The sequence below is a fragment of the Kitasatospora albolonga genome, assembly GCF_039535905.1.
GTDB classification, from domain to species: Bacteria; Actinomycetota; Actinomycetes; order Streptomycetales; family Streptomycetaceae; genus Kitasatospora; species Kitasatospora albolonga.
This window is the reverse complement of sequence record NZ_BAAAYB010000131.1, coordinates 1-12,500: the sequence shown is the minus strand read 5'-3', so window position 1 is coordinate 12,500 and position 12,500 is coordinate 1. Positions and strand designations below refer to the sequence as shown.

10 protein-coding genes and 1 pseudogene are annotated in these 12,500 nt (G+C 76.6%); 8 read left to right on the top strand and 3 right to left on the bottom strand.

The window, feature by feature from the left end:
* From ABD946_RS31875 to ABD946_RS31850, 6 genes are all read left to right on the top strand, one after another.
* On the top strand, positions 1-221 hold a 221-nt coding region (locus ABD946_RS31875), incomplete at its 5' end, for a hypothetical protein (protein WP_345289083.1).
* 39 nt (positions 222-260) lie between these two features.
* Positions 261-2,237 (top strand): alpha/beta hydrolase family protein, encoded by a 1,977-nt coding sequence (locus ABD946_RS31870; protein ID WP_345289082.1) that lies wholly within the window; start codon positions 261-263, stop codon positions 2,235-2,237.
* Between the two features lie 80 nt (positions 2,238-2,317).
* Positions 2,318-2,452 carry a VenA family class IV lanthipeptide gene (locus ABD946_RS31865; RefSeq protein ID WP_345289080.1) on the top strand — a complete coding sequence of 45 codons (135 nt, stop codon included), beginning with the start codon at positions 2,318-2,320 and terminating at the stop codon, positions 2,450-2,452.
* A gap of 213 nt (positions 2,453-2,665) precedes the next feature.
* Complete coding sequence (locus tag ABD946_RS31860) at positions 2,666-4,327, top strand: ATP-binding cassette domain-containing protein (protein ID WP_345289079.1); 1,662 nt, start codon at positions 2,666-2,668, stop codon at positions 4,325-4,327.
* Entirely contained in the window at positions 4,324-6,111 is a 1,788-nt protein-coding gene (locus ABD946_RS31855; protein WP_345289078.1) for an ATP-binding cassette domain-containing protein, read from the top strand. The genes ABD946_RS31860 and ABD946_RS31855 overlap by 4 nt, the downstream gene beginning before the upstream one ends.
* Positions 6,112-6,206: 95 nt before the next feature.
* Entirely contained in the window at positions 6,207-6,359 is a 153-nt protein-coding gene (locus tag ABD946_RS31850; RefSeq protein ID WP_345289077.1) for a hypothetical protein, read from the top strand.
* A 68-nt stretch (positions 6,360-6,427) separates the two neighbouring features.
* On the opposite strand, the gene ABD946_RS31845 is transcribed toward ABD946_RS31850, so the two are convergent.
* Together ABD946_RS31845 and ABD946_RS31840 are read right to left on the bottom strand one after the other, a co-directional pair.
* Positions 6,428-8,002, bottom strand: coding sequence for an LCP family protein (locus ABD946_RS31845; protein WP_345289075.1), 1,575 nt, complete (start codon positions 8,000-8,002; stop codon positions 6,428-6,430).
* A gap of 125 nt (positions 8,003-8,127) precedes the next feature.
* Positions 8,128-9,207 carry an alcohol dehydrogenase catalytic domain-containing protein gene (locus ABD946_RS31840; protein ID WP_345289074.1) on the bottom strand — a complete coding sequence of 360 codons (1,080 nt, stop codon included), beginning with the start codon at positions 9,205-9,207 and terminating at the stop codon, positions 8,128-8,130.
* Positions 9,208-9,389: 182 nt separating this feature from the next.
* Between ABD946_RS31840 and ABD946_RS31835 the strand changes: the two genes are divergently transcribed.
* Complete coding sequence (locus ABD946_RS31835) at positions 9,390-10,031, top strand: class I SAM-dependent methyltransferase (protein ID WP_345289073.1); 642 nt, start codon at positions 9,390-9,392, stop codon at positions 10,029-10,031.
* A gap of 46 nt (positions 10,032-10,077) precedes the next feature.
* Here the strand turns inward: ABD946_RS31835 and ABD946_RS31830 are convergent, their stop codons facing one another.
* Positions 10,078-10,758: an MBL fold metallo-hydrolase gene (locus ABD946_RS31830; RefSeq protein WP_345289072.1), complete on the bottom strand. Its 681-nt coding sequence runs from the start codon at positions 10,756-10,758 to the stop codon at positions 10,078-10,080.
* 296 nt (positions 10,759-11,054) lie between these two features.
* Here ABD946_RS31830 and ABD946_RS31825 point away from each other — a divergent pair.
* A pseudogene (locus tag ABD946_RS31825) lies at positions 11,055-12,500 on the top strand (hypothetical protein); the annotation flags it as partial.

Sequence of the window (12,500 nt, the reverse complement as noted above, 5' to 3'; positions counted from 1 at the left end):
GTACCGGCGCCGAGGAGTTGGCCGCGCTGATCACCGCCCGCGCGGTGCGGCGCGAGGGCCTGCTCGTCCTGCCGGACGAGACCGGCCTCGGCTCGGCACCCGCCTACGGCACCGGCACCTCGGGGCCGCTCGCCTTCCTGCACCGCCTGCTGCACGGCGGCCCCCGCCTCTGGCTGGACCCGCTCGCGGACACCCCCGCCACCCTGACCGCCCGCACCTGACCCTCTGTCACCAACCGCCCCCGAAGGAGGTGAGCCCGGATGAACACCGCCACCCGCACCACCGCCCAGGCGCTGCGTCGCCTGAGCTTCACCTTCGCCCTCGACGGCTCGCACGCGGCCTGCCTGGCCGCCGGAGCCGACGGCGGCTGGTACACCGAGGGCTGGCGTCTGCCCGGCACCGGGCCGGCCGTGCCGACCGCGCTGCCGCTGCCCGGCGGCCGCTCGGAGAGCCTGCACTCGCAGCTGATCGCGCTGCCCGACGGCCGGGTGCTGGTCTGCCGCCACGACGCCGACCGGCACGCCCTGCTGCTGCTCACCCCCGGCCCGGCCGGACAACCCGTCACCGAGACCGAGCTGGCCACCCTGCGCCGCCCCGGCCTGCGCCTGCTGCCGATGCCCGGCGGCACGGCCGACGGACCGCTCCCGGGAGCACCGGTCGCGGTGGCGCTCGGCACCGACACCCGGCCGGCCACCACGGTCTGGCTGGTCCCCGCCGACGGCACGCCGCCGATCGAGGTGGCCGAGCTGCCGGGGCTGCACGGCGGCGGCGTCTGGCTGGACCGCACCGGACGGCTGCTGGCGCTCGACCGGGTACAGGGCGGCCTGGTCCGCACCGTGGTGCTGGACCTCGAACTCGGCCAGGTCACCCCGCTGTTGGAGATCGGCGAGCGGAGCAACGACCGGCTGGCGCTGTACGACCCGGACACCCGCTTCGCCATGGTGCGCAGCGACGCCCCCGGCACCGACCGCCTCGGCTGGGGCGAGCTCGGCGGCCGGCAGCCGCTGCGCTTCCCGGAGAGCCTGCACCTGCCCGGACTGTTCCTGCGCCCGATCGCCCTGGACACCGAGGCCGGCCCGGACGGGCGGCGGGTGGTGCTCCAGATCGACCACGGCACCACCTCGGCGCTGACCCTCTGGCAGCCCGAGCTCAACCGCCTCACCCCGCTCCCCGTGCCGCCCGGCCGCCTCGGCGCCGTCGGCCACTGGTCGGCGGCGGGGCTGCGGATGCCGTACTCGGCCCCCGACCACCCGGCCGCGCTCACCACCATGGACGTGGACGCGCTGCTCGCCCTCGGGCGTCCCGGTGCCCCGGCCGCCGCCCCGCTCCCGCTGCGGCTCGCCCCGCTCGGCACCGAGCGCCCGGCCGCCACCCCCTGGCAGCACAACCACGGCTCCACGCCCGCCGGTTGGCGCCTCGACGGCTCCACCGGCCCGGGCGACGGCGGGCGCTGGCACCCGGCCCAGAGCCTCGAACTGGCCGGTCCCGCCGGCCCGGTGGAGGCCGTGGTCTACGGCGGCGACGCCTGGCTGAGCGCCCCGCACCTGGTGCTCGCCCTGCACGGCGGCCCGGCCGACGCCTGGCGGCTGGAGTTCGACCCGGCCCTGCAGCGGATGGCCGCCGAGGGCCTGGCCGTGCTCGCGCCCAACCAGCGCGGCTCCACCGGCTACGGCACCGAGCACGCGATGGCCATCCGCAGTGCCTGGGGCGGCCCCGACCTGGCCGACGTCCTGCACCTGCTGGACGGCATCGCCGGGCAGCGCGCCGCACTCGGCCTGGAGCCGCCCGCCCTCTTCGGGGTCAGCTACGGCGCCTTCCTGGCGCTGCTGGCCGCCGCCCACGCGCCGGACGGGCAGGTGGCCCGCTGCGCGGTGGTCGCCCCGTTCCTGTCCGGCGCCCGCCTGCTGGCCGAGGCCTCCGCCCCGGTCCGGGCACTCACCACCCGCCTCGGCGGTGGCGATCCGGTCGACGACCGGCTCGGCCCCCGGGACGTGCTCCAGCTGGCGCACCGCCTGACGGCACCGCTGCTGATCGTGCACGGCGACCGGGACGAGGTGGTGCCGGTCGGTCAGTCCCGCACCCTGCGGCACGAGTTGCTGCGGATCGGACGGACCGAGGGGGCCGACTTCCGCTACGTGGAGGCGGCGGGGGCCGGGCACGAGGTGCTGGTGGAGGAGGGCGCGGCCGTGCTGCACGAACTGCTGGCCGGCTTCCTGCGCACCGGCCGGCCCACCTAGGACTTCCCGGGCCCGACGGGTCCGGGGGAGCGTCGTCCGCACGGTGCGGACGGCGATCGTGACAAGGGGAGGAACCCATCATGGAGAACTTCGAGACCGACCTGGCCGCCCTGCAGGAGCTGCCGGAGACCGAGGCCGTCGAGCTCGGCGGGCACGGCGGCGGCTGCCAGTTCACCTGTCTGATCCTGACCTGCCTGATCTTCACCGTCAGCTAGTAGGTCACCGACCGGGGCCGTGCCGCACCCACCCGGGGGGAGCGGCACGGCCCCGACGCATTGGTTACACCGGGGGCGCGGGGAACTGCGCGAATCGGAAGGCGGACCAGCGCTGGATCGGGGCATGCGAGCCAGTTGCAGCACGTGCCGTTCCCCCTGCGCGCAGTTCCTCGCGCCCCCGGAGGCATCACCACATTCGTAGGAGGTTGTTCCGTGCGTGGTTGGGCCGTAGCCCTGGTGGTGGCGGTGCCGGTGGAGGCTGCGGCCGTGCTGGCGCTGCCCGGGGTGGTGGGGCGGGCGATCGACGGGGGGTCGGCCTGGGTGCCCGGGGTGGTGCTGGGGGTCGGAGCGGTGGCCGGGGTGGTGGCGACGGCGGCCGGGCCGGCGGTGGCCGCCGGGGCCACGGTGGAGCTGCGCAAGCGGCTGCTGCACCGCGTCCTGGCCAGGGGCCCCGTCCCCGACGGCCACCCCGCCGGTGACCTGACGGCCCGTCTGGTCGGCGCCGCCGCCGATGCGGGCGGCGCCCTGCCGTCCCGCGTCACGGCCGTCACGGCCCTGCTCACCTCCCTCGGCGCGATCCTCGGTCTCGGCCTGCTCTCGCCCTGGCTCGCGGCGGCGTTCTTCGCCGGCGTCGTCCCCGGCGTCGTGGTGATCCGCCTGTTCCTGCGCGATGCCACCGAGGCGTTCACCCGCTACCAGCAGGTGCAGTCCGAGCTGGCCGCCCGGATGACGGGCGCCCTCGCCGGGCTGCGCTCGATCCACGCCGCCGGAGCCCGCCGCACCGAGACCGAACGCGTCCTCGGGCCGCTCCCCCGTCTCGCCGACGCCGGCCACGCGCTCTGGGAGGCACAGCGCCGGACGGTCTGGCAGGCCACCCTGCTGGTCGCCCTGGTGGAGCTCTCGGTGCTCGGCGCGGCCGGTCTGCTGCTCTCCCGCGGCGGCCTCGCCCCGGGCGATCTGGCCGCGGCGGCCGGCTGGGCGGCCCTCGGCCTCGGCCTGTTCGAGCAGGTGGAGGCACTGGCCGGGATCGCCCACGCCAAGTCCGGCCGGGACCGGCTCTCGGAGCTCCTCGACCTGCCCGCCCCACCCTCCGGCACCCGTGAACTCCCGCCCGGCCCCGGCGAGTTGACCTTGATCGGCGTCACCGTCAACGACGCCGACGGCTTTCCCCTGCTCGGACCGCTCGACCTCACCGTGCCGGGCGGCCGGACGGTGGCGCTGGTCGGCCGCTCCGGCTCCGGCAAGACGCTGCTGGCCGCCCTGGCCGGCGGGCTGCGCTCCCCGGACTCCGGACTGGTACTGGTGGACGGCGTGCCGCTGGCCGAGCTCACCACCGAGCAGCGCCGCCTCGCCGTCGGCTACGCCTTCGAGCGCCCCGTCCTGGTCGGCGCCACCGTCGGCGAGGCCCTGGAGGGCGCGGGGGCCCGGGAGACCGGAGCGGCCCGGGCGGACGGCTTCCTCGCCCGCCTCCCGCAGGGCGCCGCCACCCCGCTCGCCGAACTCCGGCTCTCCGGCGGAGAGTTGCAGCGCCTGGGGCTGGCCCGACTGCTCGCCCAGCGGCCCCGGGCGGTGATCCTGGACGACGCCACCTCCAGCCTGGACCTGGCCACCGAGCACCAGGTGACCACCGCCCTGGCCGAGGCCACCCGCGGCCACACCCGGCTGGTGGTGGCCCACCGTCCGCAGGCCGCCGCCCGGGCCGACCTGGTCGCCTGGCTGGACAACGGCCGGCTGCGCGCCCTGGCCCCGCACAGCACCCTGATCACCGACCCCGACTACCGCTCCACCCTGGCCGGCTCCTCCACCACGGCCACCCCCGCCACCACCCCTGCCACCACCCCCGCCCCCGCCCCGATACCGGGAGATCCCCGATGACCCCGCGCCCCGGCGTCGCCCTGCTCCGGGCCCACCTGGCCACCTGCCGCCCCGCCCTGGTCCGGGTGCTGGCCTGGTCGGCCGGCGAGGCGCTGCCCGCGCTGCTCTCCGGGCTGCTGCTGGCCGCCGCCCTCGACCGGGGCTTCCTCGCCGGACGGCCCGGGGTGGGCTGCGCCTGGCTGGCCGGCTTCGGCGCGGCCGTCGCCGTCCGGGCGTACGCGGCCCGGGCAGCGCTGCCGTACGTGGCCGCCGTGGTGGAGCCGCTGCGGGACGTGCTGGTGCGCCGGGTGGTGGGCGGCGCCCTGAGCCGCACCGAGCCCTCCGGGGGCGGGCCCGCCGAGGTGGCCCGGCTGACCGAACAGGTGGAGTCCGCACGGCAGTTGACCGCCACCCTGCTGCGCACCCTGCGGGGGGTCGGGATCACCGTGCCGGCCGCGCTGGTCGGCCTGGCGGTGCTGGCCCCGGCCACGCTGCCGCTGGTGCTGCCGCCGCTGCTGGTCGGCGGACTGCTCTTCACCCGGCTGCTGGGGCCGCTGGTGGCCCGTCAGCGGGCGGTGGTACTGGCCGACGAGCGGGTGGCGGCCGAGGCCGGTGCGGCGTTCGCCGCCGTGCGGGACATCACCGCGAGCGGGGCCCGGCCCCGAGTGGAGCGTTCGGTCGGCGAGGCGGTGGACGCCCAGGGCGCGGCGGTCCGCGCGCTCGGCCGGGCGGCCGCGCTGCGCACGCTGAGCGTGGCGCTGGCCGGGCGGGCCCCCGTCCTGCTGGTGGTGCTGGCCGCCCCCTGGCTGCTGCGCAGTGGACATCTGACGCTCGGTCAGCTCATCGGCGCGGCCGCCTACCTGCTCCAGCAGTTGGAGCCGGCGGTGCGCAGCCTGGCCGGGATGGTGGGCAGTTGGCTGCTCGAACTCGCCGTCGTCCTCGACCGCCTGGCCGGCCTGCCCGCCGCCCTGCCCGCCGCGCTCCCCGCCGCACCGCCCGCCGCTCCCGGCCGGTCCGCCGGCGCCGCGCACGCCGACCCCGGCCCCGTCCCGCTGGCCGTCCGCTCCCTCCACCACACCCAGGGAGCCGCCGCCGAGCCCCTGTTCACCGCCCTGGACCTGGACCTCGGCCCGGAGGAGCACCTGGCGGTGGTCGGCCCCAGCGGCGCGGGCAAGTCCACCCTGGCCGCCCTGCTCGCCGGACTGCTTCCGCCGCAGCACGGCACCGTCACCCTCGGCGCCGTCACCGCCCCGCACGCCCTCCCCGGCCCCGAACGGGCCCGCCTGGTGGCCCTGTTGCCCCAGGAGGCCTACCTCTTCACCGGGACCGTCGGGGAGAACCTGCGCTGGCTGCGCCCGGACGCCACCGATGAGCAGCTCACCCGCGCCGCGGCCGAGGTGGGCGCCGCCGAGCTGCTGCACCGGCTCGGCGGGCCGACCGCGGCGCTGCCCGATCCGGCCGCGCTGTCCGCCGGAGAGCGCCAACTGCTGGCCCTGGTACGGACGTACCTCTCCCCGGCACCCCTGGTGGTGCTGGACGAGGCGACCTGTCACCTGGACGCGACGGCCGAGGCGGTGGCCGAGGCGGCCTTCGTCCGGCGGCCGGGCGCCCTGGTGGTGATCGCGCACCGGATCGGGTCCGCGCTGCGGGCCGACCGGGTGCTCCTGCTGGACTCCGGGCGGGCCCTGACGGCCCGCCACGGTGACCTGCAGGTGTTGTCCCCGCTCTACCGGGAGTTGGTCGGGCACTGGCTCGGGTCCACCGCGGAGCCCTCCCTGAGTGGGGCAATCGTGCCCGGCCCGTGATCGTCCCGGCGGGTCCCCGTCGGATCCGCTGGATAGGGTGGCCCTCGTAGTCCGGCTCGGGCAGAGCCGGGACCCTCGCACGGAAGAACGAACGCATGTCCGAGAACCGCACCGACACCAGCGACCACGAGAGCACCGGGCCCGGCGCCGACAAGGCCCCGACCGAGGCCGCGCGCGGCCGTCACCGGGGCGGCACCGCCGCCGACGACCACGCCGACGCCAGCCCGCACGGCCGCCACCGCCGCTGACCTGCGGTCAGGCCCGCACCACCGGACGGCCCGTCCTCCGCACCCCGGAGGGCGGGCCGTCCGCGTGCTCACTGCAGCGGCGCGCCGCCGGTCTTGACCTTGGTGCAGCCGGTCTCGTCCGCCTGATGGACCTTCACCTCGGTGGGCACCGCCGTCGGCACCGGTGCGGCGGACGGCGCGGCCCCGCCCGCCCGGAAGTCGGCCCCGAGCAGGACCACCACCCCGCTGCCGGTGCCGCCCGCCGCCACCGCCGACTCGGGCAGGCCGAGTGCCGCCGCCACCGCCCGGGCCGCGTCCCGCTGGTCGGCGCGCGCGTACGTGACGCTGCTGGTGGCCACGTTCTTCGGCGCTCCGGTGCCGGGCACCGCCTTGTACTTGAGCTTGGCCAGGGTCTCGGCCGTGGCGGTGGCGAGGCCGGCCGCCCCGGTGCCGTTGAGCACGGTGACGTTGACGGTCGCCGGGTTCACCGAAGGCGCGGGCGGCGCGGTGCTCGCGGCCGCCGCCGGCGAGGCCGGGGCGGAGGCCTGCGGGGAGGCCCCGTGGTCCTCGCCGCCGCTGAGCGGCTTGTCGGCCCGGATCAGCGCGAAGAGCTGGTTGGAACCGGGCTGGTCCAGCCGGTTCTTCGACCGGAAGTCCGGGTTGGGGTGGTCCCGGGTGAAGGAGGTCGGGGGCTGGACGAAGTCCACCTCGGCGGGCTTGACGTCCTTGAGCTCGGTGGCGAGCGCGACCAGCTTGGTGGTCCCCGCGATGTTGTCCGAGACGGTCAGTGCCTTGGTCGCGGCCTCGACCACCCCGAAGGCGGTGGCGGGGTTGAGCAGGGTGCCCTTGTCGGTGAGCTTGCGCAGCAGCGAGGAGAGGTAGGCGCGCTGCATCGAGAACCGGCCGATCGCGGTGCCGTCCCCGACGGCGTAGCGGGTGCGGACGAACTGCAGGCCCTGCTCGCCGGAGAGCTTGTAGGGCCCGGCCGGAATGTTCAGGTGCGATTCCTCGTCCTTCACCGGACTGCACAGGTTGACCTCGACGCCGTCCACCGCGTCGGTGAGGTCCTTGACGCCCTGGAAGTTGACGATCAGCCAGGAGTCCACCCGCAGACCGGTGATCGCCTCGACGGTGTCCTTCACGCACCCCGGCCCACCCCGGCCCATCGCGGCGTTGAGCGGCCAACCGGTCTTCGCCGAGGCCACCTTCCCGTCCTTGCCGGTGCACGCGGGCTGGTCGACCAGCGAGTCCCGGGGCAGGTCCAGCGCGACGGCCGCCTTCCGGTCCGGGTAGACGTGCAGCAGGATGTTGACGTCGTTGTTGCCCAGGCCGGTGTTCTCCCGGTCACCGTAGGCACCGCCCAGGCCCTTGCGGCTGTCGGTGCCGATCACCAGGACGTTCATCGCCACCCGGCCCTGCGCGTCGGCCTGGCCGGCCGGCGGCGGGGCGTTGCCCGCGCCGAGCCGGTCGGACTGGATGTTGGAGTCCAGGTGCCGCAGGTAGAGGAAGGCTCCTCCGCCCGCGGTCACCACCAGCGCACCGGTGGTGACCAGCACGGGCACCAGGACCCGGCGGCGGCCCTTCTTCTTCCTGCGGCGCCCGCTGCTCGCGGCCGCCCGTCGTGCGGCGGCCCGGCCCTCCGGCTTCGGCTCGGCAATGGTCATGGGAACAGACACGCACCGGCGGCCGGATCGGTAACGCCACTGGCCGAAAAAACTTGCCGGAGTGACGAAGGCCACGTGCGGACGCCGCCGGTGCGGGCGGCTCCGCCGGTGCGGGCGGGGTGGGTTCAGTCGAGGGTGATGACCGTCCGCAGGGCCTCGCCGCTGCGCATCTGGCGGATCGCCCCGTTCACCCCGTCCAGGCCGACCCGGTGGGTGATCATCCCGGCCAGGTCCAGGCGGCCGGCCCGCCAGAGGTCGACGGCTCGGGCGGCGGTGCGCCGCACGTCGCCGCCGCCGTACATCGAGGGGAGCAGACGCTTCTCGTTGAAGAACAGTTCACCCATGCTGAACTGCACCAGGTCGTCCCGGGCCCCCGCCCCGATCACCACGACCGCGCCGCCCCGCCGGGTGGCGTCGTACGCCGCCCGCACCGTGGCCCCGCGGCCGACCGCCTCGAAGACGTAGTCGAAACCGCCCGCCTCCTGCCCCTTGGCCGCCGCCTTCAGCCCCTCGGGGGCGATCGCCTCGGTGGCGCCGAAGGCGAGCGCCCGCTCGCGCCGGGACTCCACCGGGTCGACCACGGTGATCCGGGCCGCTCCGCAGATCCGGGCGCCCTGGACGGCGGCCACGCCGACCCCGCCCGCACCGATCACCGCGACCGAACTGCCGGGCTCCACCCGGGCGGTGTTCACCGCCGCGCCGAGGCCGGTGGTCACCCCGCAGCCGATCAACGCCGCCTGCTCGTACGGCATGTCGGCGGGCACCGGGATCACCGAGTCGGCGGTGACCACCAGCTCCTGGGCGAAGGTGCCGGTGCCGTAGAAGCCGGAGACCTCGGTGCCGTCGGCCAGCGCGAAACCGGGGGTGCCGAGCCGCCGCAGGCTGGTGACGCACAGGTGGCCCTGGCCCCGACGGCAGTGCGGGCAGCTGCCGCAGGGCGGCATCCAGCAGAGCACCACCCGGTCGCCGACCGCGACGCCCGTCACGCCCTCGCCGACCTCGACCACGTCGCCCGCACCCTCGTGCCCGGGCACGAACGGGGCCGGCTGCGGCAGCACGCCGCTCATCGCGGAGAGGTCCGAGTGGCACAGGCTGGTGGCCCGCAGCCGGACCCGGACCTTGCCGGGGCCGAAGCCGACCACCTCGACGTCCTCGCGGACCTCCAGCTTGTCCTGGCCGGTCTCGTGCAGGATCGCTGCGCGCATGGGGCTCGCTCCCGGGGTCGCCTGTGGGTGATGGACAGCAGCGTACGACTGCCGTGATCTAGAACAAGTTCCAGAAATCGGCTCCCAGATATACCCCATCCCCCGGCACCCCGGTAGCCCCCGACTACCGTCGAGTAGGGTTCGCACCGGCAGACCCGCACCGCACCACAGGGAGCAGCACCATGACGGACCTCCGCCCGGCCCCCGAGGTGCTCGCCTCCTTCGAGGCCGCGACCGGTTTCATGCCGGTGGACGAGGGCCTCGCGCTGTACGCCGCCGCCGTCGGGGCGGCCCGGGCCACCGGGCGGCCGGTGCTGGAGATCGGCACCTACTGCGGCCGCTCCGCGATCCTGCTGGCCGACGCCGCCCGGGCCACCGGCACGGTCGCGCTCACCGTGGACCACCACCGGGGCTCGGAGGAGCAGCAGCCCGGTTGGGAGTACCACGACACCTCGCTGGTCGACCCCGAGGTCGGCCGGATGGACACCCTGCCGAACTTCCGCCGCACCCTCTTCCACGCGGGCCTGGAGGAGCACGTGGTCGCCCTGGTCGGCCGCTCGCCGCAGATCGCCGGGCTCTGGTCCACCCCGCTGGCCCTGGTCTTCATCGACGGCGGCCACACCGACGAGCACGCGACCGCCGACTACCTGGGCTGGGCCCCGCACCTGGCCGACGGCGGCCTGCTCGCCGTCCACGACGTCTTCCCGGACCCCGCGGACGGCGGACAGGCCCCCTACCGGGTCTATCTGCGCGCCCTGGAGGACGGCTTCGAGGAGCTCTCCGTCACCGGCTCGCTCCGCATCCTCCGCCGCCGCACCGCCTGACGGACCGTCGGCCGCGCCGGCTGACGTACCGTCGGCCGGCCCGCCGTCAGGCCTCGGTTCCGGCGGCGGCCGCCCGCAGCACCTCCGCCGCCCCGCCGACCAGTGGGTCGCCGTGGCCGAACAGCGCGGCCTCGCTCTCCAGCGCGGCCAGCCGGTGGAAGGACTCCACCGCACGGGCCCGGTCGGTGTTGAAGACCCCCAGCATGGTGAGCCCGTTGACGTTGGCCACCGCGTCCCCGGTGAACAGCACCTTGGGCTCCGGCAGCCAGAGCGCCAGCGAACCGTCGGTGTGCCCGGGCGCGGCCACCACCACGGCACCGCCCGCGAAGTCGAGCGCGTCCCCGTCCGCCACCTCGCGGTCCACCCGGCAGGGCGGGGCCGGCGGCAGCTTCGGCAGCGACTCCCAGATCGGCACCTCGAACTCCTCCAGCACCGGCGGCGGCCCCGGCACCTCGCCCCGGATCACGGGCGCCTCCAGCCGGTGCGCCACCACCTCCGCCCCGTGCCGCGCGGCCAGCTCGGCGGCCGAACCGCTGTGGTCCTCGTGGAAGTGCGTCAGCACGATCCTGCGCAGCCGCCCCCCGTCCAACGCCTCCTCGATCTCCCCGGCCCGGTCCGCCGACCCGGTGTCCACCAGCGTCAACTCCCCGCCGTCGTCCCACAGATACGCGGCCCCGACCTCGAACCTCAGCATCCGCAGCCGCGGCACCACCTCGATGATCTCCATGCCAGGCCCGACGCCCGGCCGCCGCACCGCGTTCCCGCGTTCGCCCTGGGCTCAGCGCGCGTGCGTTCCCCCGTGCGTCCTCGTGGGCCAGTCGGGGACGGTCGCACGGGTGAACGAGCCCCGAAGATCGTTGTCATCCTGCGGGCACGATCGGCGATGCTCTAACGTCATCCCGAATGCCGGGTGGACCGGGTGCCCGCGTTGGTGCGCCCGAGAACTGCCGGTACCGTGTCGCCGAACGAACGGACGATGCGAACCCAGGACGCACCACTTCCACAGCGGGGGCGAGGCCAGGAATGACCGAGCAGGACAGCACCGCGCCGGCGGTCTGGGACCCGACCGCCCGGAACGGCGCCGGCGGGTGGATCCGTCCCTCGCCCGCCCAGGCTGCCCCACCGGCCGCACAGCCCCCGCAGGCGCAGCAGCCCGCACCCCCGCAGGTGCCCTTCGGCAAGCCCGGCGCTCCCGCCTCCCCGCTCCCGCCCGGGCAGCAGCCGCTGGACGACGGGCCCAGCACGGCGATCTTCCAGCTGGCCGCCCCGGCCCCGGCACCGCCGGGCGGTCAGCCCGGACCGGGGCAGCAGCCGCTGACACCTCCTCAGCCGGGCCACCCCCAGCCGCCCGCCGCGCCGGGCAGCTACGGCTACCCGGCGCAGACCCCGCCCGGCGCGGTCGGCGACCAGGGCCCCCCGATCGGCGGCCGCCCCTACCTCCCGCAGTCCGGGGCGGTGCCCGGCGCACCCGGCGGCTACGGCTACCCCGCCGAACCCTCCCCCGGCGCACCCGCCGCTCCGGGCGCCCCCGGCGGCTACGGCTTCCCGCAGGCCGCGGCCCAGCCGCAGCCCGGCGCCGTCCCTCCGGCCGCCCAACCCCAGCAGCCCGGTTTCCCGCAGGCCGCACAGCAACCCCAACCCGCACCCACCGCACCGCAGTTCGGCCCCCCGCAACCCCCGGCCCAGTCGCAGCCCGGCGGCTACGGCTTCCCGCAGGCCGCAGCCCCCGGTGCCTTCCCCCCGGCCGCCCAGCCCTCACCCGCAGCAGGCGCACGCCAGCAGCAGCCCGGCGCCTTCCCCGGCCCGGCCCCGGCCGGAGGTTCCCGGGCCGCCGCCGGTGCCGCCCAGGGCGCCGCCCCGGGCCAGTTCCCGCGTTCCCCCAGCAGCCGCACCAGCAGCCGCAGTTCCCGCCCCGCTACCCGGAGTACGACTACGAGGACCAGTCCGGGTTCGAGCAGCTGGCCAAGGTGCCGGGCTCCGAGGGCAGGGCCTTCGACGGCCAACGCCTGCACCAACCGACCTTACGGGCCCAACGGGACCAACCCGTTCGCGGCCGGGGCGCCGATGCCCCAGGAGTGCGACAAGAAGGGCGCCCAGATGTGCGGCACCGCCACCGGGCGGCGCGCGGTGCTCGGGCGGCTCCAACTCCTCTGGCGGAAGCGGGTGGTTCGGGCAGCACGGCGGGCGGTGGCACGGCCGGCTACCGGCGGTGCCCGGGGGACGGCCGGCCGGTGCTGCGGGCAGCACCGGGGGAGCGGGCGGCACCGGTGGCGCGGCGGCGGGCGGAGAGCGCGGCGGCGCGGCCGGTGGAGCCGCGGGGGGTGCCTCCGGTGGCGCCCAACGGCGGTGCGGCGGGCGGCGGTTCGGGTGGTCCCGCGCTCGGCGGCGGGGACCCCGGCGCTCGGGGGCGGGGGTGGTGGCGGCGGCGGCCGGTGGCGGCGACGGCGGCCAGCAGGTGTCCGCGACCCA

Excerpts from the sequence above, each read along its gene's own strand:
- ABD946_RS31870 (WP_345289082.1), top strand. The coding sequence starts at position 261 with ATGAACACCGCCACCCGCACCACCGCCCAGGCGCTGCGTCGCCTGAGC.
- ABD946_RS31865 (WP_345289080.1), top strand. The coding sequence starts at position 2,318 with ATGGAGAACTTCGAGACCGACCTGGCCGCCCTGCAGGAGCTGCCGGAG.
- ABD946_RS31855 (WP_345289078.1), top strand. The coding sequence starts at position 4,324 with ATGACCCCGCGCCCCGGCGTCGCCCTGCTCCGGGCCCACCTGGCCACC.
- ABD946_RS31850 (WP_345289077.1), top strand. The coding sequence starts at position 6,207 with ATGTCCGAGAACCGCACCGACACCAGCGACCACGAGAGCACCGGGCCC.
- ABD946_RS31845 (WP_345289075.1), bottom strand. The coding sequence starts at position 8,002 with ATGACCATTGCCGAGCCGAAGCCGGAGGGCCGGGCCGCCGCACGACGG.
- ABD946_RS31840 (WP_345289074.1), bottom strand. The coding sequence starts at position 9,207 with ATGCGCGCAGCGATCCTGCACGAGACCGGCCAGGACAAGCTGGAGGTC.
- ABD946_RS31835 (WP_345289073.1), top strand. The coding sequence starts at position 9,390 with ATGACGGACCTCCGCCCGGCCCCCGAGGTGCTCGCCTCCTTCGAGGCC.
- ABD946_RS31830 (WP_345289072.1), bottom strand. The coding sequence starts at position 10,758 with ATGGAGATCATCGAGGTGGTGCCGCGGCTGCGGATGCTGAGGTTCGAG.